25 protein-coding genes are annotated in these 25,697 nt (G+C 34.3%); 18 read left to right on the top strand and 7 right to left on the bottom strand.

The window, feature by feature from the left end:
* Window positions 1-23 precede the first annotated feature (23 nt).
* The 5 genes from GR162_RS09810 (at window position 24) to GR162_RS09790 (ending at window position 5,208) form a co-directional block, all read left to right on the top strand.
* Window positions 24-995, top strand: coding sequence for a T9SS C-terminal target domain-containing protein (locus GR162_RS09810; RefSeq protein WP_160782008.1), 972 nt, complete (start codon window positions 24-26; stop codon window positions 993-995).
* Window positions 996-1,148: 153 nt separating this feature from the next.
* On the top strand, window positions 1,149-1,655 hold the full coding sequence (locus tag GR162_RS09805) for a hypothetical protein (RefSeq protein ID WP_160782007.1): 507 nt from the start codon (window positions 1,149-1,151) through the stop codon (window positions 1,653-1,655).
* A 314-nt stretch (window positions 1,656-1,969) separates the two neighbouring features.
* The gene (locus GR162_RS09800; protein WP_160782006.1) at window positions 1,970-3,832 is read left to right on the top strand and encodes an ABC-F family ATP-binding cassette domain-containing protein; all 1,863 of its coding nucleotides are present in this window, start codon (window positions 1,970-1,972) and stop codon (window positions 3,830-3,832) included.
* A gap of 101 nt (window positions 3,833-3,933) precedes the next feature.
* Window positions 3,934-4,407: an FKBP-type peptidyl-prolyl cis-trans isomerase gene (locus tag GR162_RS09795; protein WP_160782005.1), complete on the top strand. Its 474-nt coding sequence runs from the start codon at window positions 3,934-3,936 to the stop codon at window positions 4,405-4,407.
* Between the two features lie 21 nt (window positions 4,408-4,428).
* Window positions 4,429-5,208, top strand: coding sequence for an O-methyltransferase (locus tag GR162_RS09790; RefSeq protein ID WP_160782004.1), 780 nt, complete (start codon window positions 4,429-4,431; stop codon window positions 5,206-5,208).
* A gap of 56 nt (window positions 5,209-5,264) precedes the next feature.
* Here GR162_RS09790 and GR162_RS09785 read toward each other — a convergent pair whose 3' ends face one another.
* Window positions 5,265-5,924, bottom strand: coding sequence for a DUF6565 domain-containing protein (locus GR162_RS09785; protein WP_160782003.1), 660 nt, complete (start codon window positions 5,922-5,924; stop codon window positions 5,265-5,267).
* A gap of 291 nt (window positions 5,925-6,215) precedes the next feature.
* Between GR162_RS09785 and GR162_RS09780 the strand changes: the two genes are divergently transcribed.
* From GR162_RS09780 to secA, 4 genes are all read left to right on the top strand, one after another.
* A complete protein-coding gene (locus GR162_RS09780; protein ID WP_066033783.1) occupies window positions 6,216-6,908 on the top strand; it encodes an ABC transporter ATP-binding protein in 693 nt (230 codons plus the stop codon).
* An 83-nt stretch (window positions 6,909-6,991) separates the two neighbouring features.
* Complete coding sequence (locus tag GR162_RS09775) at window positions 6,992-7,561, top strand: cob(I)yrinic acid a,c-diamide adenosyltransferase (RefSeq protein WP_160782002.1); 570 nt, start codon at window positions 6,992-6,994, stop codon at window positions 7,559-7,561.
* A 238-nt stretch (window positions 7,562-7,799) separates the two neighbouring features.
* A complete protein-coding gene (locus GR162_RS09770; RefSeq protein WP_007138072.1) occupies window positions 7,800-8,021 on the top strand; it encodes a DUF2795 domain-containing protein in 222 nt (73 codons plus the stop codon).
* A gap of 87 nt (window positions 8,022-8,108) precedes the next feature.
* Window positions 8,109-11,453, top strand: coding sequence for a preprotein translocase subunit SecA (gene secA / locus GR162_RS09765; RefSeq protein WP_160782001.1), 3,345 nt, complete (start codon window positions 8,109-8,111; stop codon window positions 11,451-11,453).
* A gap of 162 nt (window positions 11,454-11,615) precedes the next feature.
* On the opposite strand, the gene GR162_RS09760 is transcribed toward secA, so the two are convergent.
* From GR162_RS09760 to cysC, 4 genes are read right to left on the bottom strand one after another with little or no spacing between them, the layout of a single operon-like run.
* Window positions 11,616-12,278, bottom strand: coding sequence for an RNA methyltransferase (locus GR162_RS09760; RefSeq protein WP_008468050.1), 663 nt, complete (start codon window positions 12,276-12,278; stop codon window positions 11,616-11,618).
* Between the two features lie 60 nt (window positions 12,279-12,338).
* Window positions 12,339-13,307 carry a sulfotransferase family protein gene (locus tag GR162_RS09755; protein ID WP_160782000.1) on the bottom strand — a complete coding sequence of 323 codons (969 nt, stop codon included), beginning with the start codon at window positions 13,305-13,307 and terminating at the stop codon, window positions 12,339-12,341.
* Between the two features lie 2 nt (window positions 13,308-13,309).
* Window positions 13,310-13,999, bottom strand: a complete 690-nt coding sequence (locus GR162_RS09750) for an aspartyl/asparaginyl beta-hydroxylase domain-containing protein (RefSeq protein WP_160781999.1) — start codon at window positions 13,997-13,999, stop codon at window positions 13,310-13,312.
* Window positions 14,000-14,003: 4 nt separating this feature from the next.
* Window positions 14,004-14,531: an adenylyl-sulfate kinase gene (gene cysC, locus GR162_RS09745; RefSeq protein ID WP_160781998.1), complete on the bottom strand. Its 528-nt coding sequence runs from the start codon at window positions 14,529-14,531 to the stop codon at window positions 14,004-14,006.
* A 165-nt stretch (window positions 14,532-14,696) separates the two neighbouring features.
* On the opposite strand from cysC, the gene GR162_RS09740 reads away from it, so the two are divergent.
* From GR162_RS09740 to GR162_RS09725, 4 genes are all read left to right on the top strand, one after another.
* Window positions 14,697-15,398 (top strand): NAD-dependent deacylase, encoded by a 702-nt coding sequence (locus GR162_RS09740; RefSeq protein WP_160781997.1) that lies wholly within the window; start codon window positions 14,697-14,699, stop codon window positions 15,396-15,398.
* Window positions 15,395-16,087: a sterol desaturase family protein gene (locus GR162_RS09735; RefSeq protein WP_160781996.1), complete on the top strand. Its 693-nt coding sequence runs from the start codon at window positions 15,395-15,397 to the stop codon at window positions 16,085-16,087. Before GR162_RS09740 ends, GR162_RS09735 begins: the two co-directional genes overlap by 4 nt.
* Before the next feature lie 69 nt (window positions 16,088-16,156).
* Entirely contained in the window at window positions 16,157-17,503 is a 1,347-nt protein-coding gene (gene purB, locus GR162_RS09730) for an adenylosuccinate lyase (protein WP_160781995.1), read from the top strand.
* A gap of 168 nt (window positions 17,504-17,671) precedes the next feature.
* Window positions 17,672-19,948: a cation:proton antiporter gene (locus tag GR162_RS09725; protein WP_160781994.1), complete on the top strand. Its 2,277-nt coding sequence runs from the start codon at window positions 17,672-17,674 to the stop codon at window positions 19,946-19,948.
* A gap of 89 nt (window positions 19,949-20,037) precedes the next feature.
* Here GR162_RS09725 and GR162_RS09720 read toward each other — a convergent pair whose 3' ends face one another.
* Window positions 20,038-20,676, bottom strand: coding sequence for a peroxiredoxin (locus GR162_RS09720; RefSeq protein WP_111363956.1), 639 nt, complete (start codon window positions 20,674-20,676; stop codon window positions 20,038-20,040).
* Between the two features lie 112 nt (window positions 20,677-20,788).
* Window positions 20,789-21,700, bottom strand: a complete 912-nt coding sequence (locus GR162_RS09715) for an AEC family transporter (protein ID WP_160781993.1) — start codon at window positions 21,698-21,700, stop codon at window positions 20,789-20,791.
* Between the two features lie 106 nt (window positions 21,701-21,806).
* Between GR162_RS09715 and GR162_RS09710 the strand changes: the two genes are divergently transcribed.
* The 5 genes from GR162_RS09710 to meaB all read left to right on the top strand — a co-directional run bounded on the left by GR162_RS09710 (window position 21,807) and on the right by meaB (window position 25,610).
* Window positions 21,807-22,373: a Crp/Fnr family transcriptional regulator gene (locus GR162_RS09710; RefSeq protein ID WP_160781992.1), complete on the top strand. Its 567-nt coding sequence runs from the start codon at window positions 21,807-21,809 to the stop codon at window positions 22,371-22,373.
* Window positions 22,374-22,431: 58 nt separating this feature from the next.
* Complete coding sequence (locus tag GR162_RS09705; protein WP_160781991.1) at window positions 22,432-22,896, top strand: hypothetical protein; 465 nt, start codon at window positions 22,432-22,434, stop codon at window positions 22,894-22,896.
* A 148-nt stretch (window positions 22,897-23,044) separates the two neighbouring features.
* On the top strand, window positions 23,045-23,452 hold the full coding sequence (locus GR162_RS09700) for an Rrf2 family transcriptional regulator (protein ID WP_160781990.1): 408 nt from the start codon (window positions 23,045-23,047) through the stop codon (window positions 23,450-23,452).
* Window positions 23,453-23,509: 57 nt separating this feature from the next.
* Entirely contained in the window at window positions 23,510-24,151 is a 642-nt protein-coding gene (locus tag GR162_RS09695) for an NAD(P)-dependent oxidoreductase (protein WP_160781989.1), read from the top strand.
* A 337-nt stretch (window positions 24,152-24,488) separates the two neighbouring features.
* Complete coding sequence (gene meaB, locus GR162_RS09690) at window positions 24,489-25,610, top strand: methylmalonyl Co-A mutase-associated GTPase MeaB (protein WP_160781988.1); 1,122 nt, start codon at window positions 24,489-24,491, stop codon at window positions 25,608-25,610.
* Window positions 25,611-25,697 lie beyond the last annotated feature (87 nt).

Below are 25,697 nucleotides of genomic sequence, written 5' to 3'. Positions count from 1 at the left end.
TATGCAGACTTAACATTGCACTCATGCTAAAAATTCTATTTTTCTTCCTGACCATCACCGCTTCGGTTTATTCTCAAATTCCTGGCTGTACAGATCCACAGGCAGAAAACTACAATATTGCATTTGGACAAAATGATGGAAGCTGCAATTACAAAAACCTAAAAATAAAGCGTCAATATTCTTTTAAACTGAGTGACTCTTTAAAAGAAACTTCTGGATTAATTAATTTTGAAAATCTGTTTTGGACACACAATGATGATCATGACAAAACAATTTACGGCATCGATTCTTTAGGAAAAATCAAAAAGAAAATCGTTTTGGAACAGGCAGTAAATCACGACTGGGAAGAAATATCACAAGATGATACTCATATTTATATTGGAGATTTTGGAAATAATTATTCTGGAAACCGATCGGATTTGAAAATTCTTAAAATCGAAAAAAAATCTTTTATGGAAGGCAATCCTAATATCGAAACCATTTCGTTTGCCTATTCCAACCAAACCGATTTTTCTCCTTCAAAACCTAACAAAACCGATTTTGACTGTGAAGCTTTTATTGTTTCTAAAGACAGCATTTATCTGTTTACCAAACAATGGAAATCGTCTAAAACTAATATTTATGTTTTATCGAAGCAAGGAGAAACACAAACTGCAAAACTCAAAGCAACTCTCGATACCAAAGGACTGGTTACTGGCGCCACTTATTTGGAAGATAAAAAACTCATTACTTTGTGCGGCTATACCAAAGTTGGAAAACCGTTTTTATATCTGCTTTACGATTTTAAAAATCAGGATTTTTTGTCTGGAAACAAAAGACGCATCGATTTAAAACTTCCTTTTCATCAAGTAGAAGGAATTGCAACAAAAGACGGTCTTCATTATTTTATTACAAATGAATCTCTGGTTCGCAAACCTGTTTTAAACAATCCGCAGCAAATTCATTATTTTGATTTGACCGTTTTTCTGCACCTAACTTATAAAAAAACAGATTAGCTTTTGGTTCATATTTGTTTTATTTTGTAAATTTATTCCTTCAAATAATTACTGCCTTCTTATTCCGATACTAAAATTTCAAATCATTGAATGTTCATAGAAAAATTCTAATTAGGGAAAATTATTTTCTTCAAACCAGAATAGCCCAAAAAGATGAAAAAAATCGCAATTATAATTTTATTATTAACCTCTATTAAGAGTTTTAGCCAGAGTTTATTAGCATCAAATGAAGAAACTATTTTTTCATTTAAAACTAAAAATGGAAAAACGGTTTTATTAGCAAAAGATAGAAAAAACGCTTACCTCATTTATCGATATGGAAAGGATAATAAAATTGAATTAGAATTTCCTAAAGACAAGAAGGAAAGCTGGAATAAATTTACTTATTTCTACTATATTCGAGGAGGAGGAAAAGCAAACGCCGGACTTGATTTAGATCGTATTGCATTTGTAAATGCGAATATTGAATATGTGATTTATTCTGATTATAGCGCAGGCGATTTTGAAAATGAGGAGTCATATTATATCGGAATTCGTGTTATCGATTTAAAAACAAAAAAAGAAACTAATATAAAAGGTCAAAAAGAATCGACAGTTGGATCAATGCAAGATTTCAGAACTAATGGATTGTTAAAAATCGATCAGAATAGAATTGATTAATGCTGCCTGTGAATAATCAGATTAAACTTTGCTCGCCCAGGTAGCCTAAGATCTTTTATCTCAGAAACTTTATGTCCCCAATTAACAGCACCTCCAAAAATCTTTTAGCGATCTAAAAAGACAAAAAGAGTTAGTTAATTATTTAAAAAATATTTTAGAAAGATAGCTTATTGCTATCTTTTTTTTGTTACGTTCAAAAGGGTATCTTTGCCTGTAAAATAAAAAGAATAACAGTCTTTTAATACTAAAGACTCAATTAGAACTCTACAAGTAAAAACACAATGTAAAATTCTAATTTCAAACAACTTAAAAAAATGAATTACTTATCTGTAGAAAATATATCGAAGTCATTTGGCGAAAGAGTCCTTTTTGATAACATTTCTTTTGGAATCAACAAAGACCAAAAAATCGCTTTTATTGCAAAAAATGGCTCTGGAAAAACCACGATGATGAGCATCATTAACGGATTGGAAGAACCAGATACAGGACAAGTTGTTTTAAGAAAAGGAATCAGAATGGCATTTCTTTCTCAAGACAATAATCTTCAGGATGAACTTACGATTGAAGAAAGTATTTTCGCTTCAGACAATGAAACGCTTAAAGTTATTGAAGCTTATGAAAAGGCTTTAGAAAATCCTTCAGACGAAGAAGCTTACCAAAAAGCTTTCGACGCGATGGATCAGCACAATGCATGGGATTTTGAAACACAATACAAACAGATTTTATTTAAATTAAAACTGGAAGATTTTAAACTTAAAGTAAAAAATCTTTCTGGAGGACAGAAAAAACGTCTTTCATTGGCTATAATTCTAATCAATCGCCCAGATTTATTGATTCTAGATGAGCCAACCAACCACTTAGATCTTGAAATGATCGAATGGCTCGAAAGTTATTTTGCCAAAGAAAATATTACGCTATTTATGGTAACGCACGACCGTTTCTTTTTGGAACGTGTTTGTAATGAAATTATCGAATTAGACAACGGAAAGTTGTATCAATATAGAGGAAATTACTCTTACTATCTTCAGAAAAAAGAAGAAAGAATCACTTCTGAAAACGCCAGTATTGACAAAGCGAAAAACCTTTTTGTAAAAGAATTAGAATGGATGCGCCGCCAGCCGAAAGCGAGAACTACCAAATCTAAATCGCGTCAGGATGACTTTTACATTATTAAAGAAAAAGCACAAAGCCGACGAAAAGAAAACAAAGTTGAGCTTGAAATTAATATGGAAAGAATGGGAAGCAAAATTATCGAGCTTCATAAACTTTCTAAAAAATTCAAAGACCGTGTTATTCTGGACAATTTCAGTTTTGATTTCCAACGTGGAGAAAGAATCGGAATTATCGGTAAAAACGGAACTGGAAAATCTACTTTCTTAAACCTGCTTACAGGAACAATTCCGCCAGACAGCGGGCGCGTTGTAAAAGGTGACACGATAAAAGTGGGTTATTATACGCAATCTGGAATTAATCCAAAACCAGGTCAGCGCGTTATCGATGTTATTAAAGAATACGGAGAATATATTCCGCTGGCAAAAGGAAAGATCATCTCGGCTTCACAATTGTTAGAGCGTTTTCTTTTTGACGCGAAAAAGCAATATGATTATGTGGAGAAATTAAGTGGTGGCGAGTTAAAACGTTTGTATTTATGTACGGTTTTAATTCAGAATCCAAACTTCTTGATTCTTGATGAGCCAACAAACGATTTGGATATTGTAACACTTAACGTTCTAGAAAGTTTCCTTTTAGATTATCCAGGATGTTTATTGGTGGTTTCCCACGACCGTTATTTCATGGATAAAATTGTCGATTATCTATTTGTTTTTAGAGGACAGGGCGAAATCGAGAATTTCCCAGGAAACTATTCTGATTTTAGAGCTTATGAAGACAGTGCCGATGTTGCTCAAAAAGAAGAAAACAAAGCTGAAAAGAAAGATTGGAAACAAAATAATCCGACTGGAAATTTAAGCTTTAACGAACAAAAAGAATATCAGAAAATCGAACGAGAAATTAAAGATTTAGAAATCGAAAAAGCTAAAATTGAACAATTATTCTCTGACGGAAAAGTTGCTGATGCTGATATCGAGAAAAAAGCGAATGAACTTCAAAATATCATAAACAAAATAGACGCAAAAGAAGAACGCTGGTTTGAACTTTCTGCTAAACTTGAAGGATAATTATTTTTGTTTCAGGTTTAAAGTTTCACGTTCCGACAATAACTTGAAACCTGAAAACATCCTTCAATTTCCTATATTTACCCGTCATTAAAAAATACACAATGAAAAAATTATTAGCCGCAGTATTTACTTTAACATTATTCATTTCTTGTGCAAACTCTGAGAAAGATACACCTGCAACTCCTCCAAAAGATTACACGCAAGAAAACGACAAAGAAATCACAGATTATTTAACCAAAAATAATTTAACTGCAACCAAAAGCGAGTCTGGTTTATATTATATCATTAACGAACCTGGAACTGGGGCGCAGCCAACTGCTTCTTCAAAAGTAACTGTGGCATACAAAGGCTATTTCACCAATGGAAATATTTTTGACCAAAGTAATTCGAGCGGCATTACATTTCCACTTTCTGAAGTAATTAAAGGCTGGACAGAAGGAATTCCGTATTTTAAAGAAGGCGGAAGCGGAGTTTTGCTTATTCCTTCACATTTAGCTTATGGGAGTTATTCACGCCCTGGAATACCAGCTGGATCAGTTCTTATTTTTGACGTGAAATTGATTAAAGTAAATTAATATTTCATTCCCGATTTCTAAATGCTTTTTCAAATACAATCTTATCTAAAATTTCTTTGGCATTCTAAAAACGAACATGCGGTTCATTCGCCATTTGTTTTTAGTTTGCTGACAAAATGCTTTTATGATAAGAAGTCCAAACCAGAATATCTAATTCTAAAAAAGTACCGAAAATCGCTTTTAGAAAATAAAAATTTCATCGAAGTAACCGATTTTGGAGCAGGGTCGAAAGTTTTTAAATCAAACAGAAGACAGGTTTCTAAGATTGCGCAAACAGCGGGAATTTCACCAAAACGTGCCGAATTATTATTTCGAGTTACCAATTACTTTAAACCAGAAAACATCCTAGAAATAGGAACATCTTTAGGTTTAGCAACTTCTGCATTGGCTTTAGGAAATCCAAAAGCAAAAGTCATTACAATTGAAGGCTGTCCAAACACCGCAAATGTCGCTAAAAATCAATTAACTGAATTTGATTGCAATAATGTTGAAAATGTAATTTCTGAATTTGAATCTTTTTTAATTTCCGAAAACATTCAAGCAGCAAATTACGATCTGATATACTTTGACGGAAATCATTCTAAAAAAGCAACTTTAGAATATTTTGAACTTCTATTACCAACAATCAACAATGATTCTGTTTGGATTTTCGATGATATCCATTGGTCAGAAGACATGGAAGAAGCTTGGGAAATGATTAAAACCCATCCTCAGGTAAAAGTCACAATTGACACTTTTCAATGGGGTTTTGTGTTCTTTCGAAGGGAACAGCCGAAAGAGCATTTTATAATACGAACATAAAAAAAGACGATCATTTCTGATCGTCTTTTTCATTTTCTAATTCAAAATTTACAAATCTATTTTTTTGCTTCTTTGTTTTCTTCAGATTTAGCTCCCATTCTGTTTACAGTATACATTGGTGCAAACTTAATTTTCAAACCAGCAATTTTTCTGTTATCCTCGGCTGACAAACCTTCTTTCTCAACTGTATTTTTACGGCTATCAAGCGCTTCATACATTAATTTGATTTCATCCCAGTCTTCTCTAGAATATTTATCTTTATTATTTTCTACAGTATGAACAAACTGCTGATAAACACTATGAATATTTTGGGCATTAACCCAACTAAAATTCATATCGTCACCAATTTTTCCTGCGCCAAACAAAGCATCTCTTAACTGCTGTTTCGGACTAGGAGCTGGAGGGGCAAATTGGGCGGTCAATTCTTTTTTAAATTCTTCGTATTTAATTTTACTTGCATTTACTTTTTCAGTCGCAGCAGCATTGTCTTTAATATCTGCTAAAGCGGCTTGAGCTTCTTGAGATCTTCTGTCGTATTCAGCTTCTACGCTTTTCCAATTGTCTTTCAAATCAGCGGCAGCAACATTTTTAACAGAGTCAACATACACTACATAACTTTCTACTGTTTTCTGAGCTCTTTCTTGTTTTTCATCTTTACATGATGTTAATGCCAATACTAATACTGCAATTCCTGTAGTTATTTTTATGTTTTTCATAATCTTAGTTATTAATTAATTGATATATTCAAATTTACTTAATACCAATTCTAATAAATTACATTATTATCACATTTTTAAAATAAAAAACATTTTAAAACTATAAAACATCACAAATAATGAGAATTACGCAAAATTAATTCTGAATTATATAACCGCTTTTGTTTAAAAAAATCTATTTATTAATTATCTCGGTTTTATTGTACGCCAAAACGATTTGTAACAAAAACTAATTATCAACTACTTATTCAAAAGTGTTTTGTACTTTTAAATCCAAAATTGTAAACTAAAATGGCTGAACCATTAATTAAAATAACCGACATCAAACGAAATTTTACTTTAGGAAATGAGATAGTTTATGTTTTAAAGGGAATAGATCTAGAAATACAAAAAGGCGAATATGTTGCTTTAATGGGACCTTCTGGATCAGGAAAATCTACATTAATGAATTTATTGGGCTGTTTAGATACGCCAACTTCGGGTCGTTATATTTTAAATGGAAAAGATGTCAGCAAAATGAAAGATGATGAATTGGCCGAAATTAGAAACAAAGAAATTGGTTTCGTTTTTCAGACCTTCAATCTTTTACCAAGAACAACTGCCTTAGATAATGTTGCCTTGCCAATGATTTATGCCGGTTACGGAAAATCTGAAAGAATGGCCCGCGCAACCGAGGTTTTAAAACAGGTTAATCTGGCAGACAGAATGGATCACCAGCCCAATCAGCTTTCTGGAGGACAGCGCCAGCGTGTTGCTGTTGCCCGCGCTTTGGTCAACAAGCCTTCTATAATTCTGGCCGATGAGCCAACCGGAAACTTAGACAGTAAAACTTCTGTTGAAATTATGAAGCTTTTCGGAGACATTCATGCACAAGGAAATACTGTAATCCTAGTAACTCACGAAGAAGATATTGCTGCGTATGCTCACAGAATTATCCGTTTACGAGATGGTTTAATTGAAAGCGACACGAAAAAATCTGTTTAACCGTTTAATTGGTTAATTGCCTAATCGCAACAGAAGAAAAACTTAGCATCTCAGCACCTCAGAACCTTAGCATCTTTAAAAAAATGAAAGTATATACCAAAACAGGCGATAAAGGCACAACAGCTCTTTTTGGAGGAACTCGCGTACCAAAAGATCACATCAGAATTGACAGTTATGGAACTGTTGATGAGCTGAATTCTTATATTGGATTAATTCGCGATCAGGAAATGGATTCGCATTACAAAACCATTTTAATCGAAATCCAAGATCGCCTTTTTACGGTTGGTGCCATTTTGGCAACTCCACAAGAGAAAGAAGTTTTAAAAAACGGAAAACTTCGCTTACAAAATCTTGGTATAATTGACTCCGATATTGAATTACTCGAAAACGAAATAGATAAAATGGACGAGAGCCTTCCACCAATGACTCATTTCGTTTTACCTGGCGGACACCCAACCGTGTCACATTGTCATATAGCGCGCTGTATTTGCCGGCGTGCAGAGCGTTTAGCAGTACATTTAAGTCATAATGAACACGTTCCAGAAATAGCAATACAGTACTTAAACCGACTTTCTGACTATCTTTTTGTCTTGGCACGGAAGTTGTCTTCTGACTTAAAAGCGGAGGAAGTGAAATGGATACCCAGAAAATAAATCTTCTGGAAATTCCAAATTTTTGAAATCCCAAATTCCAAGGAAAAAGTAAAAATCCAGGAATTTAAATTACATAATAAAATTCCGAAACTAGGCGCTATAACTGCCTTTTTTGGGGTTTGGAATTTAAAAATTGGAATTTAGCAATTGACGTTCTTAAATTTTATTAAAATAAATCAAAATTTACTTGTCTTTTTCAGTAAAAAATTTATTTTTGCACAAACTAAACAGATAACAGATGTATTGGACATTAGAATTAGCATCTTATTTAAGTGATGCGCCATGGCCTGCTAACAAAGATGAACTTATTGACTACGCCATTAGAGCTGGTGCTCCATTAGAGGTAGTAGAAAACCTTCAGTCAATCGAAGATGAAGGTGAGATATATGAATCAATGGAAGAAATTTGGCCTGATTATCCAACAGACGAAGATTATCTTTGGAATGAGGATGAATATTAAAAAATAAACCAAAGGAAAAAGTCTCATCATAGAGACTTTTTTTTTGGTTCAAATACATATTATATAATAAAAGAAATACAATAAATCATGAGTTTCATAAACAGTATTATTAAAGTCTTTGTCGGCGATAAGTCGCAGAAAGATGTCAAAGCTTTACAACCTTACTTAAATAAAATTAAAACATTCGAAGCTCCTTTAATGAGTCTTACAAACGACGAATTAAGAGGAAGAACCGTTTATTTTAAAGATAGAATCAAAGAAGCTAGAGCTGAAAAAGATGCTAAAATTGCTTCGCTGAAAGCCGAAGTAGAAAACATCGAAGACATCGATAAAAGAGAAGACTTTTATGATGCAATAGATGCTCTTGAAAAAGAAGCTTATGAAATCTCAGAAAAAACTTTAATGGAAATTCTTCCAGAAGCTTTTTCTGTTGTAAAAGAAACGGCTCGCCGTTTTAAAGAAAACTCATACATTGAAGTTACAGCAACTCCAAAAGATCGCGAGTTTTCAGCAACAAAATCATATATCACTATTGATGGTGATAAAGCTATTTGGGCTAACAAATGGAATGCTGCCGGAAAAGACATCACTTGGGACATGATTCACTACGATGTTCAGTTAATTGGTGGTATGGTATTGCATGAAGGTAAAGTTGCCGAAATGCAAACGGGAGAAGGTAAAACTTTGGTAGCTACTCTTCCACTTTACTTAAATGCTTTGACAGGAAACGGAGTTCACTTAGTAACGGTGAACGACTACTTAGCGAAACGTGATAGCACATGGAAAGCTCCTTTATTCGAGTTCCACGGTTTATCTGTTGACTGTATCGACAATCACCAACCAAGTACAGAAGCTAGAAAAAAAGCTTACGATGCGGATATCACTTACGGAACCAACAACGAATTTGGTTTTGACTACCTAAGAGATAACATGGCGCACTCGCCTAGCGATTTAGTGCAGAGAAAACATAATTTTGCCATTGTCGACGAGGTTGACTCTGTATTAATTGATGATGCTAGAACACCTCTTATCATTTCTGGACCGGTTCCTCAAGGAGATCGTCATGAATTCAACGAATTGAAACCAAAAATCGAAAACTTAGTTGCACAACAACGTCAGTTAGCAAATGGTTTCTTAGCTGAAGCTAAAAAATTAATCAAAGAAGGTAATACAAAAGATGGAGGTTTTCAATTATTGAGAGCTTACAGAAGTTTACCTAAAAACAAAGCATTAATTAAATTTTTAAGTGAAGAAGGAATTAAACAATTGCTTCAAAAAACTGAAAATCAATATATGCAAGATAACAATCGTGAAATGCACAAAGTTGACGAAGCTTTGTATTTTGTGATTGAAGAAAAAAACAATCAAGTTGAATTGACAGACAACGGTATCAAATACCTTTCTGGAGATACTGATGCAGATTTCTTCGTTTTACCAGATATCGGAACAGAAATAGCTGCTATTGAAAAACAAAAATTAGATAAAGACGCGGAAGCTGAAGCCAAAGAAAGATTATTCCAAGATTTTGGCGTAAAAAGTGAACGTATCCATACTCTTACTCAGCTTTTAAAAGCATATGCTTTATTCGAAAAAGATGTAGAGTACGTTATCATGGACAACAAAATTATGATTGTCGATGAGCAGACAGGTCGTATCATGGACGGACGTCGTTATTCAGACGGTCTTCACCAAGCGATCGAAGCAAAAGAAAACGTAAAAATTGAAGCTGCAACTCAAACTTTTGCAACAGTTACATTACAGAACTATTTCAGAATGTACAGCAAATTAGCAGGTATGACTGGTACTGCTGTTACAGAAGCTGGCGAGTTATGGCAAATCTATAAATTGGATGTTGTTGAAATTCCTACAAACCGTCCGATTGCAAGACAAGATAAAGAAGATTACATTTACAAAACTACACGCGAAAAATTCAACGCTGTAATTGAGGATGTTACTGAATTATCAAAAGCAGGAAGACCAGTATTGATTGGAACAACTTCTGTAGAGATTTCAGAGTTATTAAGCCGTATGCTTAAAATGAGAGGAATCCAACACAACGTATTGAACGCTAAAATGCACAAACAAGAGGCACAAATCGTTGAAGAAGCTGGTAAAGCTGGAGTTGTAACAATTGCAACAAACATGGCTGGTCGTGGTACCGATATTAAATTATCTCCAGAAGTAAAAGCTGCGGGAGGTTTAGCAATCGTTGGTACAGAGCGTCACGATTCTCGTCGTGTAGACAGACAGTTGCGCGGTCGTTCTGGCCGTCAAGGAGATCCAGGAAGTTCTCAATTCTACGTTTCCCTTGAAGATAACTTAATGCGTTTATTCGGTTCTGAAAGAGTTGCGAAAGTAATGGACAGAATGGGATTAAAAGAAGGTGAAGTTATTCAGCATTCTATGATGACTAAATCTATCGAACGTGCTCAGAAAAAAGTAGAAGAAAACAACTTTGGGGTTCGTAAACGTTTATTAGAATATGATGACGTAATGAACTCTCAACGTGAAGTAGTTTACAAACGTCGTCGTCACGCATTGTTTGGTGAGCGTTTGAAACTGGATATCGCGAATATGCTTTATGACACTTGCGAATTAATCGTAAGCAACAATAAAGTGGCGAATGACTTCAAAGGATTTGAATTTGATTTGATTCGTTATTTCGGAATTACATCTCCGATTTCAGAAGCCGAATTTGCAAAATTAAATGATATTGAAGTTACTGGAAAAGTTTACAAAGAAGCCTTAGCATTCTATACAGAAAAAACTGAAAGAAGCGCAAGAGAAGCTTTCCCAATCATTAAAGGAGTTTATGAAGAGCCAAACAATCATTTCGAAAGAATTGTAGTTCCATTTACAGACGGAATCAAAACTTTGAATGTGGTAACAGACTTGAAAAAAGCTTATGACAGCGAAGGAGCTCAATTGATTGCTGATTTTGAGAAAAACATCACACTTTCTATTGTTGATGAGGCTTGGAAAAAACACCTACGCAAAATGGACGAATTGAAACAATCTGTTCAATTGGCGGTTCACGAGCAAAAAGATCCATTGCTTATCTACAAATTAGAAGCTTTCAACTTGTTTAGAGGAATGTTGGATAACGTTAATAAAGAAGTAATTTCATTCTTATTTAAAGGTGACTTACCTGCTCAAAACGCTCCTGAAATTCACGAAGCAAGAGAGGTAGCTCGTCCAAAAGAAAACTTACAGCTAAGCAAAGACGAAATTCCAAATAGCGAAAGCTTAAACCGTGAAGCTGGAGAAACACAACAGCGTCAGGTTACTGAAACTATCGTTAGAGATATGCCAAAAATCAACCGAAATGATACTGTAACAGTTCAGGAAGTTGCAACTGGTAAAACAGAAACAATGAAGTACAAAAAAGCTGAGGCATTAATCGCTGCTGGAACTTGGGTTTTGATTAACTAAATATTTTTTTAGTATTCAGTCGCAGTCTTAGTTTACAGACTGATACTTTAAATACCATAAAAAAGACCGATAGTTTAAACTATCGGTCTTTTCTTTTATTTATTTATTTATCTAAATTTCTAGTTTATACTTCGAACTGTGACTGAGACTGAAAACTGCGACTTATCTAGGATTATCCTGATAATAACGCTCTTCAATTCGTTTTATATCGCGTATCGAATTTTTGGCCCAATCCAAACGTTTTGCTAAAATTTCTTCATCAGTTAATTTCCAATTAATATCAGACCTTCTAAGTCTATTGGTCAAGCTTTGAATAATAATCGCAGCCGATACAGAAATATTCAAACTTTCTGTAAAACCTACCATTGGTATTTTTAAGAAACCATCGGCGTTATCCATAATTTCTTTGGACAATCCTTCTTTTTCTGTTCCAAAGAATAAAGCGCTTGGTTTTGAGATATCAAAATCTTCAAGCATACAGTCTTTTTCATGTGGAGTTGTGGCAATAATCTGGTATCCTTTGCTTCTTAAATCTGAAAGGCATCCTGAAACCGAATCAAATCGGTTAATGTCAACCCATTTTTGCGCACCTAAAGCAATTTCTTTATCGATTCTTTTTCCAAAGCGCTGTTCAATTACATTTAATTCCTGAATTCCAAAAACTTCACAGCTTCGCATTACTGCGCTTGTATTATGCATCTGATAAACATCTTCTACTGCAACTGTAAAATGTTTTGTTCTATTCTCTAGTACTTTTAAAAAATTAGCTTTTCTATTTTCAGTTAATATGTTTTCTAAGAATGCGAGATAATCTAAATCAATCATTTTATTTAAGTTTGGCGCAAAAATACATAAATAAAAGAAAAAGAAGCTTCGTCCAAATTTTCAACGTGCCAAATCTTCAATGAAATTGGCATTCAGCTTTTCGTGAAGCAGATTAACTTCATTCAAATTAATAGACAAAATATCGTCTTTATAAGAATCTCCAATAAAAACAGTATTTTCATTTTTAGAATGTTTTTTAAGTCGTTCCAACATGCCATTTAATTCAATTTCGGAAAATTTGACATTTATGAAAGCTATAAATCTTTCTACGACATTTTTCATTCCATCATTATAATTCAGCAGTATCACATTGCTGTCTTTTTCATAAAAATGGAGAAAACCTTGAAAATATTTTTCTAAAACCAAAGCTTGATACTGCTGAAAACTCACCTCTTGAACTTCTTTAGAAGTAATTCCAAAAACACTCGACGGAATTAAATTTGGAATCACATGCATACCCGCCATCTTTTGGTGCGACCTTAAAACTTCTCCTGGATTTCGATACAGTAATGCAAAAGGAATTTTAGGGAAAACCGATCGCAAATAAGAAGCCTCAAAAATGCTCCATGCGTCTAGTTTTATAATAAGATTTTTTTGTTCAGGAGATCGTTTCTGTCCAAGCAATCTGATAACCGATTTAAGCAAAACCGATTTGGTATCTGCGTCAAAAGCGTCGCTTCTTAAAATCTGATCGACAATTGGAGCTTCAGACACCACAATGTTTTCAGACGAAGTCGCTAAGCACTGACTTAACATAGTAGAGCCACATCTTGATATATGAAAAACAAATCCTTTTAATGGTACAAATTCGAGTTCGTTAGACCATTCAATTAGATTTTCTGCTGTACTTATTAATTTAAACAGTTTTGAATTATAGTTATGGCTTCTACATTTCGCAATTGTTTCTTCAAAAAAAGGATCTGCAAAAGGAATGTCGGAAAAATAAATCCATTCAAAATAGACTTCATTTTCTTTTTCAATCAATTTAATCGGAATCCAATTTGAGATAAGATGCTGTATACTTTCCATTTTTATGAGTTCATTTGTGATTGAAGTTCGGCAATAATCTTAACATTGGTTTCGGATGGATTTCTAGAAAGCTCTGCAATAATCTGCTGCTTTACCTCATCTGAATATTGTTTCTTATATACGCAATTCACATCAAAACCCATTTTAGAAAACAATTCATCAGACCAATCATTTCTTATGCAATCCAAAGTCAAATGAATTCTAGGTTCTGAACTCTTATTCTGAACACTGTGTGGCAATTGAAAATTGGCATACCAGCACTCCCCCATTTTCATTGGAACTAGTTTTTTATCTACATAAAAATAAACTTCAGAATTGGTTACAATAGGAACATGAATCCTGAAAAAACCATCTTCATACGACGTATCATTATCAACATGCTCTTTTATCTCACTATTAGGACCCAGTCTTAGTAATCTCACCGCTTCTTTTTCGCATTCAAACCAATCCATTATTTCTTTAAAATACGGACAGCTATCCAACAAAGGCGTATTTTTATATTCTTTATCTGCAAAAGAAAGTATGTCGGTTTCCAAACCAGATTGCGACCGCAAAGAAACGCTTGTCCATTTTCCTTCGTAACGATTCGTATTAAAATGCGGTGTCCATAAATTGGTCTCGCAAGTCTGTAAATCGTTTTGCAGTTTTTCTATTGAAAAAGAAATGGGAAGCTGGCAGGAAGAAGGATTCATAACCTTAAGATTTTAAATTGCTAATTATAAAATTGTAGAGTTTATTGGCAGAAACCAAAACAGCTTCTGAATCTGTTTTTAGTACTAGATCTGCTTTTTCTGGAATTTCAAAAACATCGCTTATACCCGTAAAACTTCTAATTTTATTTTGATCATTATCTGGCAGTAATGCTCTTTTGTATAATCCCTTCGGATCTCTTGCAATCAAATTAGCAATAGAGCAATCAAGAAATACTGTTTTTACAAATTCAAAAGCTCTTAATTCACTTCTAACATTTTCATACGGATTTATAACCGACATCAAAACGATTTTATTTTCCTCGATTAAACTTCTGCCAATCTTAAAAAGACGCCGTACATTTTCGCATCGGTCTTCTTTAGAAAACCCTAAATCTTTACAGATTGTCTGCCGATAAACATCGCCATCTAGTATTTCAGCTTCGTAATTATTTTGAAGCAGCAGATGCCTGACATTTTCCGCCAAAGTCGTTTTTCCTGAACCAGAAAGCCCTGTAAATTGAATTAAAATCATCTTGAATCACTTTTACCAAACAGAACATTAAAATTAAATAATTCAGAAAGAGAGACAAAGCGTATAAACCCCCATTCTTTTATCCCAAAAAGTATAGTTTCTCCTCGCTATTTACTAAACATTGAATAAAGAAATCACTATTTTTATCTTTTAATATAACTACGAATGAAAAAGAAACTGGTTGTTTTAACAGGAGCAGGAATTAGCGCTGAAAGCGGCATTAAAACTTTTCGCGACAGTGATGGTTTATGGGAAGGACATGATGTGATGGAAGTTGCCACTCCAGAAGGTTGGTATAAAAATCAAGAGTTGGTTCTAGATTTCTACAATAAAAGACGCCAACAGTTAAAAGAAGTAAATCCGAATTTGGGTCATATTATTTTGGCAGAATTAGAAAAAGACTTCGATGTGCAAATTATCACTCAAAATGTTGACGATCTTCATGAACGCGCAGGAAGCACAAACGTTTTGCATTTGCATGGCGAATTACTAAAAGTACGAAGCACTCAAAATAAAAATCTGATTTTGGATTGGACAGAAGATTTGCTTACTGGAGATTTCGATGCAAACGGATATCAATTGCGTCCGCATATTGTTTGGTTTGGCGAAGAAGTTCCTGCACTCGAAGAAGCCATTGACATTACAGAAACAGCAGATTATTTTGCTGTTATTGGCACATCACTGCAAGTTTATCCTGCTGCAGGATTAATTTCTTATACACCTAGCACAACACCTGTTTTTTATATTGATCCGAAACCTATTTCGATTCCGAATCTTAGAAATAAAGTTGAAACGATTGCCAAATTTGCTTCTGAAGGAGTTGCCGATTTAAGAGAAAAATTATTGAACTTAGAAAAAACAACATGATTTTTGAAAGCTGGTTACAGCAACTAACTCAATTTAATCTATTCTGGCTCTTTGTTTTCTTTTTAATAGAAAACTCTGCGCTGGTCGGTTTATCTGTTTTAATTGGAAAAATGCTGGAACCAGAAAACACCTTTTTACAGCATAAAGATCGAAAATGGGTTCTTTCTACGCTTCTTTGCAACACATTCATCACTTTAATCGGTTTTGAACTGTATCGCTACGGAATTATGAAAATAGACTTTTCAGCATCTATTAAACTTATCATTTTTGATACGCTTCTGTTAATTCTTCTGATGGATCTTTTCATGTTTGTTTTTCATTTTCTGGTTCATCATTTAAAATGGCTTTACCCAATTCATAAACTTCATCATACACATATCGAAACCAACGTTTACAGTTTATATGTCCTTCACCCGATAGAAACTTTAGGTTTTGGTTTTATATGGCTGTTTTTAATTACGATTTTGAAGTTTAATTATTTAAGTATCATTATTTATCTGGTTCTAAATCTGTCTTATGGAATATTCGGGCATTTAAAAAAAGACATATTTCCTTCTTTTTGGTACAGCAATTCCTTTACAAAATGGATTTCTACCACGAAATTTCATAATGATCATCATAAAAATGAATCTCACAATTACGGTTTTTACTTTACCATTTGGGATAAAATTTTCAAAACCATGATTTAAGCTCAAATATAGCTTTCAGAAGTTTTAACAATACCTTATATTTGCACCTTTCGAAAAAACAACATCACAATGACTACTCTAAACGAATTGAATGCTATATCGCCAATTGATGGAAGATATAGAAATAAAACTCAAAATTTAGCACCTTTCTTCTCTGAAGAAGCTTTAATAAAATACCGCGTTTTGGTTGAAGTGGAATACTTCATTGCTTTATGCCAAATTCCATTACCACAGTTACAAGGTATTGATTCTAGTTTATTTGAAAACTTGAGAAACATCTACAAAAATTTCTCGACTGAAGATGCACTTTGGATTAAAGAAACAGAGAAAGTAACCAACCACGACGTAAAAGCGGTTGAGTACTTTATTAAAGATGCTTTTGAAAAATTAGGTTTATCTCAATACAAAGAGTTCATTCACTTCGGATTAACATCTCAAGACATTAATAATACTGCTATTCCACTTTCTACAAAAGAAGCGTTTGAGCAAGTTTATATGCCAACCTTAATTGCTGTAATTGCAAAATTAAAAGAATTAAGCGTTGAGTGGAAAGACATTCCAATGCTGGCACGTACACACGGACAGCCTGCTTCTCCTACTCGTTTAGGAAAAGAGATTTTGGTTTTCGTAGAGCGTTTAGAAGAGCAAATGCGTTTGTTATTCAACATTCCGTTTGCTGCTAAATTTGGAGGAGCAACAGGAAATTTCAATGCACATCACGTAGCCTATCCGCAAATTGACTGGAAACAATTCGGAAATAAATTTGTTGAAACTGATCTTGGTTTAAAACATTCTTTCCCAACTACTCAAATTGAGCACTACGATCATTTTGCTGCTTTCTTCGATGCTTTAAAAAGAATCAATACGATTATCATTGATTTAGATCGCGATATTTGGACGTACGTTTCAATGGATTATTTCAAACAAAAAATCAAAGCTGGAGAAATCGGATCTTCTGCAATGCCACACAAAGTAAATCCAATTGATTTTGAAAACTCAGAAGGAAACTTAGGAATTGCAAATGCTATTTTTGAACATTTAGCTGCAAAATTACCAATCTCAAGATTACAGCGTGATTTAACTGACAGTACCGTTTTACGTAATGTTGGTGTTCCTTTTGGACATACTATTATTGCTTTTGAAGCAACTTTGAAAGGCTTGAATAAATTGCTTTTGAATGAAAGTAAATTTGCTGAAGATTTAGAGAAAAACTGGGCTGTAGTTGCTGAAGCTATTCAGACGATTTTACGTCGAGAAGCATATCCAAATCCGTACGAAGCTCTAAAAGGCCTAACAAGAACGAATGAAGCAATCGACAAAAATGCAATTCATAACTTTATTGCGACTCTGGAAGTTTCAGATGCCGTTAGAGCAGAATTATTGGCTATAACTCCTAGTAATTACACAGGAATTTAAGAAAAACACCAAATATTTTACCAAAAAAAGCTATCTTTATCGAGATAGCTTTTTTTTTATTAAATCCAGAGGCAAATCCAGATTACACTCCATTATCTAATTGGAGTTCATGAATTTCATTTGAAATAAAAAGCTGGATCAGCCGCTAAAAAAATACCACGTTTTTATATGATTGCATTAAATGCCGCTGCGGAAACTTCACACCACTTACAACCTTTAATTAGTGATTTAGGATTAATCCTGATGACCGCCGGAATCGCTGTTCTATTATTTAGAAAAATGAAACAGCCTTTGGTTCTAGGTTACCTGATTGCAGGATTTTTAGCCGGAAACCATTTTGATTTCTTCCCCTCTATAACCGATATGAAAAGTGTCGAAGTCTGGGCAGAAATTGGGGTTATATTTTTACTTTTTAGTTTAGGACTCGAATTCAGCTTTAAAAAACTAATGAAGGTTGGAGGGACTTCGTCTGTCACCGCCATAACCCAGATCTTGTTTATGACCGTAATTGGTTATGCAGTCGGACAATGGATGGGCTGGGGAAAAATGGACAGTATTTTCTTGGGAGCTACACTTTCTATTTCCTCTACAACCATTATCATTAGAGCTTTTGATGAATTAGGCGTGAAAGGAAAAAAGTTCGTTGGAATTGTTTTCGGAGCTTTAATCGTTGAAGATATTGTGGCCATTCTGATGCTGGTTTTGCTATCAACTATTGCCGTGAGCGATCAGGTTTCTGGAACAGCATTACTGCAATCTGTTTTAAAACTTATTTTCTTTTTAATCATTTGGTTTTTGGGAGGAATTTTTATTATTCCAACTATTTTCAAAAAAGCCAAACACCTTTTAACAGACGAAATGCTGTTGATTATCTCATTAGCATTATGTTTAATGATGGTAATTTTTGCTTCAAATGTTGGTTTTTCTCCAGCTTTAGGCGCTTTTATTATGGGATCTATTATTGCTGAAACTACGATGGCAGAAAAAATTGAACATTTAATTCAACCCGTAAAAGATTTTTTTGGTGCTGTTTTCTTTGTATCTGTCGGGATGTTAATTAACCCTGTGACATTGATAAATTATGCTCTTCCTGTTGCCATAATTACTTTATTGACCATATTCGGAAAAGCATTTAGTTCTTCTATTGGGGCATTAATTTCTGGCCAGCCGTTAAAACAATCAGTTCAAACCGGAATGAGTTTGGCGCAAATTGGGGAGTTTTCCTTTATTATTGCTACTCTCGGAATGTCCTTAAAAGTTACAAGCGATTTCTTATACCCAATCATTGTGGCAGTATCTGCCATTACCACATTTACAACTCCATTTTTAATTAAATATTCAGAAGGATTTGCTTTATTTTTAGAAGCAAAAATGCCAAAAAGATGGGTTAAAAACATTAACCGTTATAGTGTGAATGCGCAAGCCATTAAGTCTGTCAGCACTTGGCAGATTGTACTTCGCTCTTCGATTACGCAAATTATTCTTCATACCATTATTATTACGGCCATTATATTATTGTCTTCCAAATTTGTAGCGCCTTTGGTTGCTGATACCAGATTCGGAAATACTTTGGCCGCTTTATTGACTCTAGTCATAATTGCACCATTTTTATGGGCGCTTTCTCTTCGCCGTGTAAAAGTAGATGAAGTCGAAGCGCTATGGGAAGAACGCAAATATCGTGGCGCACTTTTAATGCTTATCTTGATAAGAATGAGTCTTGGATTATTCTTTGTTGGTTTTTTATTGAATATCTTCTTCTCTCCTTTAGTAGCTTTTGTAGCGTTGATTATTGCAATCGGAGCGTATCAAATTTTCCCTAAAAAGCTAAATGAGCAATACCATAGAATTGAAAGTCACTTTTTAAAGAATCTTAACGATCGCGAAAACAAAAAAATTGACAGAAGATACGCCAATTTAATGCCGTGGGACGGACACATGTCTTTCTTCGAAATTAAAAAAGAATCAAATTTAGTGGGTCAGACTTTGCAGGAACTCAAAATTCGTGAACAGTTAGGAATCAACATTGCCTACATTAAAAGAGGAGAAGTCACCATTCCGATTCCGACGAAAACGGAGCGCCTATTCCCAGGCGATGAAATATGTGTAATTGGAACTGATGCCCAAATTGCCGAGTTCACAAAATTCCTAACCCAAAACGAAACAGAACCGCCTACAAAAATAGAAGAAACCGATATTGTTTTACGTCAGCTTGAAGTTTCTCAAGACGAATTTATTCAAAAAAGCATCGGCCAATTCAGAGCCAAAACAGACGGAATGGTCGTAGGAATTGAGCGAAACGGAAACCGCATCCTAAATCCAGAATCTAGTTTGATCTTAGAAAAAAACGATATCCTCTGGGTTGTAGGAGATAAAAAAAGAATGAATGCGTTGTTGGCTTTTGAAGGTGCAAAGGTTCAAAGGGACAAAGGTTCAAAGATCTCGTAGAAAATAAAAAGGCTGGGATTTTTCCAAATAGAAAAATACCAGCCTTCAAGCTTTGGCTCTCTGCTCCTTTGAACCTTTGGACCTCAAAATTACTTATTCGGTTGCGGAGTCAAACGCAAATAAGGTTTTATCGGTGTATGTCCTTTTGGGAATTTAGCAGGAATGTCGCTGTCTGGAATTGCAGGCGCGATTACCACATCTTCTCCATCTTTCCAGTTGGCTGGCGTTGCAACGCTGTAGTTTGCTGTCAATTGTAAACTGTCAATTACACGAAGCAATTCGTCAAAATTTCTTCCTGTTGAAGCTGGATAAGTCAGCGTTAATTTGATTTTTTTATCTGGTCCGATAACAAAAACCGAACGAACTGTAAATTTATCACTTGCATTTGGATGAAGCATATCATATAGATTTGCTACTTTCTTATCCTCATCTGCAATGATTGGGAAATTTACTTCTGTATTTTGAGTTTCGTTGATATCTTTAATCCACTCTTTGTGCGAATCTAAACCGTCTACACTCAGAGCTATAACTTTAGTATTTCTTTTTTTGAATTCTGGCACATAGTTCGCCACTGTTCCCAATTCAGTTGTGCAAACTGGCGTAAAATCTGCTGGATGCGAAAATAAAACACCCCACGAATCTCCTAGCCATTCGTGAAAATTAATTGGTCCTTGCGTGGTTTCTGCGTGAAAGTCTGGAGCTATATCGCCTAATCTTAATGTTGACATAATTTCATTTTTTTAGTTCATCTAAAATTAACCAAAAAAAGCATATAGAAAACATTGATTTTCTTAAAAAAAGTTAAAATTCTACTTTGTCGATATAATTAGTATTTTACTCCTAAATAAAGCTCAAAACAAAATACCAAAAAGCAAGTGTAATAAAGGAAATTGGAATTCCGAAACCGATCATCATACTGCTTAATTTTGGCTTTAATCCGTATGTTGAAGCTAAGATTGCTCCCGTTATCATTGGCGCCATGGCGGTTTCCATGATCGTAATTTTTATAACTTCAGAATGCTGTTTAAAAATGAAAACATAGAGCACAAAAATTACAAAAGGAATCAAAAGCAGTTTAAAGAAAAGCCCCAAACGTAAAAACTTCCAATGCTGGCTTTTTCGGTCAAAAGTCAATTGCAAACCAACAGAAAGCAAAGCCAAAGGTGTTACCAAACTTCCTATTTTTAATAATACAGATTGAAAGTTTTCATTTAAATTATAATCGAAAACATTCATCAGACACGCCAAAACAAACATCAGAAATGGAGGAAACGTGATGATTTTTTTGAAAATCCCTAATGCATTCGGACTTCCTTTAGAATAAAAAGCTGCGGTAAAAACCCCAAGTGTCGAAACCACAACAAAAGTTCCCGGCTGATCAACCAATACAGCTGTTTCTAAACCTTTCTTTCCAAACAAAGCTTCAATAATCGGATAACCCAAAAAAGAACTATTGCTCAAACCTGCCGTTAAAATCAAACATCCAATCAATTTATTGGACCAGCCATTTCTTCTCCCTAAAAAATGGAAAAAAATAAAAGCCAGAATATACGTAATCCACCCCGCTCCTATCGGAAACAGCAATTCGCTGCTCCACTTTATTTTCGGAATATGGTATAAAGTAATCGCAGGAAGGCAGAAATAAATAACAATTTTATTTAACGTCTTATAAATATGAGTAGGAAACTGTTTTACGTGCTGTAAAACTAAACCCAGCGAAAGAAAGAGAAATATTAGTATAAAGTTGTTCATATCATGGCTTCAAGACAAAAATAGGAAATTATAAATTGATGGGTTGAACAAATTATCGTCTCTCTTTAAGTTTTTTGTTACTTTTAATATGTAATTCTAAAAATCTATGCAGCAAATAAGGGATAATTTCGAACTAATGGCTAAACTTTCTGATGAAGACTGGAACGCCTTTTCGTCAAGACTCATTCGTCAGGAATTTTCAAAGAAAACAGCAATACTTCAGATTGGTTCCGTAGAAAATTATCTTTCGTTTATAGAAAAGGGAATCCTTAGGTATTATGTTCCTTCTGAGAATAAAGACCTAACCTTTACTTTTGTATTTGATGGCGAATTTACAAGTGGCTATGATTCTTTTATTACCAGATTACCAGTAAACTACACGATCGAAGCTCTTTCTGACACCATACTTTGGCGCATTTCATATAATGATCTTCAAGACATTTATGCCAAAACTAAAATTGGCAATACCATCGGCAGACTAGCAAGCGAAGGATTATTTATTAAAAAATCAAAGAGAGAACTGTCTTTGCTAAACGATTCTGCTGAGCAGCGATATCTTAATTTATTCACAGAGCAACCGCATTTAATACAAAAAATTCCGCAAAAATATCTTGCCTCTTACATTGGCATTACTCCACAAGCTTTAAGCCGAATCAGAAAACGAATTTATTAACCCAGGTTCATTGTTTTAGCTTTCTTTACTGCGCAACTTTGTACAATAAAAAAAAGATATGGAAACCTTAATCGTGCTTTTTGGAGTTTTTATCGCAACGTTACTTATTATTTGGCTGACCACTAAACGATTTGAATTAGTATTTGCTAGTAGAGTAGCTATGGCGGTTATGCTAGTATTTACTGCTATTGGTCATTTTGTTTTTGCTAAAGGAATGGCAATGATGATCTCTTTTTTACCTTGGGCAAATGCTATTGTGTTTGTTACAGGGATCATAGAATTAATTGCAGCAATTGGATTGCTACTCCCGAAAACCAAAGTCCTTACAGGAAAACTGCTGATTTTATTTTTTATTTTACTGCTTCCAGCTAACATCTATGCCGCAATCCACAATATCAATTTACAGACAGCCGACTATACTGGTAAAGGTTTATCGTATTTATGGATCAGAATACCAATGCAACTTCTTTTTATAGCATGGGTATATTTTTCTTCACTAGGAATCAATCAAAAATCAAAATAGTCAATGCGAAAAAAGCACATCATTCATATTAAAGATGTGCTTTTTCCATTAGTATATTTTGTAATTTTAATTGCTATAATTAATTTTTAGTTAAAATTGTTTTTTTAGTTGCAAAAAGATGTAAATTTGTAACATATTTTATTACAGTATGATTTCAGGTAAATTTGCCATAACAATTCACATTCTTACTTTACTCCATAAATTCCCAAATGATTATTTGTCATCGGAGTTTATTGCGGGTAGTATTAATCTAAATCCTGTTTTGGTTCGAAAAGAAATTGCCAATTTAAAAGCTCATCATATTGTAGAAAGTAAAGAAGGAAAAAATGGCGGTACAAAATTAGCGGTCAATGCTGCTGATCTAACTTTAAAACAAATATTCGAAATGACCTTTGAAACGATTGGGTTAGGCTTTGCAAAAAATCAGCCGAATCCTGATTGTCCTGTTGGAAAAAACATCAATCAGTATTTGGAAGCTTTATATAGCGAAATGAATCAAAATGTCAGCAAGCAGCTGGAGGGAATTTCATTGGAAGATTTTTCAAATCAATTTTAAAACTATTTTTTTGACTAAAACTGTAACATTTTTTACTACTAAATAAATTTATATATTATGAAAATCGCACTTATCGGAGCTACAGGATTTGTTGGCTCAGCAATTTTAAACGAATTGGCAGACAGAAAACATGAAATTACTGCTATTGCAAGAACTCCAAAAGATACAGCAAATGCTAAATGGGTAGCTGCAGATATTTTTAATGTTGACGCTTTGGCAGAAATCTTGAAAGGTCATGATGCTGTTGTGAATGCTTACAATCCAGGTTGGACTAATCCTAATATTTACGATGACTTTTTAGCAGGTTCTAAATCTATTCAAGAAGCGGTTAAAAAATCGGGTGTTAAGCGTTTCATTACAATTGGTGGAGCTGGAAGTTTATATGTTGCTCCAGATTTACAAGCAGTTGATACTCCAGATTTTCCGAAAGAGATTTTCCCTGGAGCCAACGCCGCGAGACATTATTTAAATATCATCAAAGAAGAAAAAGATTTGGATTGGGCATTCTTCAGCCCTGCATTCGAAATGCACGCGGGGACTAAAACCGGAAGAACTGGAAAATACCGTTTAGGTCTCGAAAATCCTGTTTTCAATGATGAACAAAGAAGTATTCTTTCTGTAGAAGATTTAGCTGTTGTAATTGCTGATGAAGTAGAAACTCCAAAACATCATCAAGTACGCTTTACAGCTGGATATTAATTTTTAAAGATGCTAAGTTGCTAAGGCACTAAGATTCTAAGTTTTTTTTTTGCCACGACTCGAGCGATAGTGAACAGGCGAAGCAATTCACGAATTTTCATTTGAAAAACTATATCTGATATTATTATTCGAATTAATTCGAATAAATAAATACAAAGATTTTAAAACAAAAATTCGTGAATTCGTGGCAAACTTATTTTTGCTCCTTTTTGACAATAACAAATTAGTGGAAATTCGTGTAATTGCTTCGCCTATTCGCTATCGCTCGGGTCGTGGCGAACTAACTTTTTGAAACTGTCTTTGTTTTCTGTATTTTTACATTTCTAAAAAGTGCGTTTTGTCAAATTCTAATAAACAAACTGGCAGTATATCTGAAAAAGCTGGAATTTCACCTCCCGAAATCACCAATATTTCGGCTATCAATCAAATTAAAAACAAACGCAGACAGCAACCCACTTCTCAGGAATTAATTGATGGTATTTTAGAAGGCAATAGAACTTCTTTAAGCCGTGCCATTACTTTAATTGAAAGCACCAATCCTGATCATTTTGAAAAAGCGGGCGAAGTGATTCAAGGCTGCCTATCTCATGCCAATAAATCAATTCGCATTGGAATTACAGGTGTTCCGGGTGTCGGCAAAAGCACTTTTATTGAAGCTTTTGGAAAACATCTTACCCAGTTAGGAAAAAAAGTAGCGGTTTTGGCAGTTGATCCGAGCAGCTCGCTTTCGCATGGAAGTATTCTAGGCGATAAAACTCGAATGGAAGAATTGGTTAAAGATGAAAATGCTTTCATCCGTCCAAGTGCTTCTGGAGAAACGTTAGGCGGTGTGGCACGAAAAACTCGAGAAACTATTATTCTTTGTGAAGCCGCAGGTTTTGATACCATCATTATCGAAACTGTTGGAGTTGGGCAAAGCGAAACCGCTGTTCACGGCATGGTCGATTTCTTCTTGCTTTTGAAAATTTCTGGTGCAGGCGATGAACTTCAAGGCATTAAACGTGGTATTATGGAAATGGCAGATGCAATTGTCATTAACAAAGCCGACGGAGATAATATAAAAAAAGCCAATCAGGCGAAATTGGAATTTAATCGTGCTTTGCATTTATTTCCTTCACAAAAATCAAACTGGCAGCCTAAAGTCACTACTTGCAGTTCGCTGACAAAAGATGGCATTCCTGAGGTCTGGAACACGATTTCTGAATATTTTGAAATGACGAAAGAAACAGGATTTTTCCAAGAGAAAAGAAATGAACAAAATCATTTCTGGATGATGGAAACCATCAACGAACAACTGAAACAGAATTTCTATAATCAGCCTGATATAATTTCGCTTTTAGAAACAAGTAAAAAAGCAGTGCAAAACAATGAAATTTCATCGTTTGCAGCTGCTTCTAGTTTATTAAAATTGTATTTTAATAAAGGTGTAAAGGCTCAAAGTGACAAAGGTTCAGAGTAGAAAAAAGTCGCTTTGCTCCTTTAATTCATCAACAATCTTGTCATTTCGACGAAGGAGAAATCTTCGTTGCTATATCTACAAAGATTG

The organism is Flavobacterium sp. HBTb2-11-1, from assembly GCF_009826975.1.
Taxonomy (GTDB): Bacteria; Bacteroidota; Bacteroidia; order Flavobacteriales; family Flavobacteriaceae; genus Flavobacterium.
Note: the sequence above shows the minus strand (reverse complement) of the source record. Positions and strands in the feature narration are given on the sequence as shown.

Bases quoted from the DNA above. Each gene is read 5' to 3' on its own strand.
- cysC (WP_160781998.1), bottom strand. From the start codon at position 14,531: ATGATTTTAATTCAATTTACAGGGCTTTCTGGTTCAGGAAAAACGACT.
- GR162_RS09805 (WP_160782007.1), top strand. From the start codon at position 1,149: ATGAAAAAAATCGCAATTATAATTTTATTATTAACCTCTATTAAGAGT.
- GR162_RS09775 (WP_160782002.1), top strand. From the start codon at position 6,992: ATGAAAGTATATACCAAAACAGGCGATAAAGGCACAACAGCTCTTTTT.
- GR162_RS09710 (WP_160781992.1), top strand. From the start codon at position 21,807: ATGCAGCAAATAAGGGATAATTTCGAACTAATGGCTAAACTTTCTGAT.
- GR162_RS09740 (WP_160781997.1), top strand. From the start codon at position 14,697: ATGAAAAAGAAACTGGTTGTTTTAACAGGAGCAGGAATTAGCGCTGAA.
- GR162_RS09755 (WP_160782000.1), bottom strand. From the start codon at position 13,307: ATGGAAAGTATACAGCATCTTATCTCAAATTGGATTCCGATTAAATTG.
- GR162_RS09790 (WP_160782004.1), top strand. From the start codon at position 4,429: ATGCTTTTTCAAATACAATCTTATCTAAAATTTCTTTGGCATTCTAAA.
- GR162_RS09735 (WP_160781996.1), top strand. From the start codon at position 15,395: ATGATTTTTGAAAGCTGGTTACAGCAACTAACTCAATTTAATCTATTC.
- GR162_RS09725 (WP_160781994.1), top strand. From the start codon at position 17,672: ATGATTGCATTAAATGCCGCTGCGGAAACTTCACACCACTTACAACCT.
- GR162_RS09705 (WP_160781991.1), top strand. From the start codon at position 22,432: ATGGAAACCTTAATCGTGCTTTTTGGAGTTTTTATCGCAACGTTACTT.
- GR162_RS09750 (WP_160781999.1), bottom strand. From the start codon at position 13,999: ATGAATCCTTCTTCCTGCCAGCTTCCCATTTCTTTTTCAATAGAAAAA.
- purB (WP_160781995.1), top strand. From the start codon at position 16,157: ATGACTACTCTAAACGAATTGAATGCTATATCGCCAATTGATGGAAGA.
- GR162_RS09770 (WP_007138072.1), top strand. From the start codon at position 7,800: ATGTATTGGACATTAGAATTAGCATCTTATTTAAGTGATGCGCCATGG.
- GR162_RS09700 (WP_160781990.1), top strand. From the start codon at position 23,045: ATGATTTCAGGTAAATTTGCCATAACAATTCACATTCTTACTTTACTC.
- secA (WP_160782001.1), top strand. From the start codon at position 8,109: ATGAGTTTCATAAACAGTATTATTAAAGTCTTTGTCGGCGATAAGTCG.
- GR162_RS09785 (WP_160782003.1), bottom strand. From the start codon at position 5,924: ATGAAAAACATAAAAATAACTACAGGAATTGCAGTATTAGTATTGGCA.
- GR162_RS09715 (WP_160781993.1), bottom strand. From the start codon at position 21,700: ATGAACAACTTTATACTAATATTTCTCTTTCTTTCGCTGGGTTTAGTT.
- GR162_RS09810 (WP_160782008.1), top strand. From the start codon at position 24: ATGCTAAAAATTCTATTTTTCTTCCTGACCATCACCGCTTCGGTTTAT.
- GR162_RS09780 (WP_066033783.1), top strand. From the start codon at position 6,216: ATGGCTGAACCATTAATTAAAATAACCGACATCAAACGAAATTTTACT.
- GR162_RS09760 (WP_008468050.1), bottom strand. From the start codon at position 12,278: ATGATTGATTTAGATTATCTCGCATTCTTAGAAAACATATTAACTGAA.
- GR162_RS09695 (WP_160781989.1), top strand. From the start codon at position 23,510: ATGAAAATCGCACTTATCGGAGCTACAGGATTTGTTGGCTCAGCAATT.
- GR162_RS09800 (WP_160782006.1), top strand. From the start codon at position 1,970: ATGAATTACTTATCTGTAGAAAATATATCGAAGTCATTTGGCGAAAGA.
- GR162_RS09795 (WP_160782005.1), top strand. From the start codon at position 3,934: ATGAAAAAATTATTAGCCGCAGTATTTACTTTAACATTATTCATTTCT.
- GR162_RS09720 (WP_111363956.1), bottom strand. From the start codon at position 20,676: ATGTCAACATTAAGATTAGGCGATATAGCTCCAGACTTTCACGCAGAA.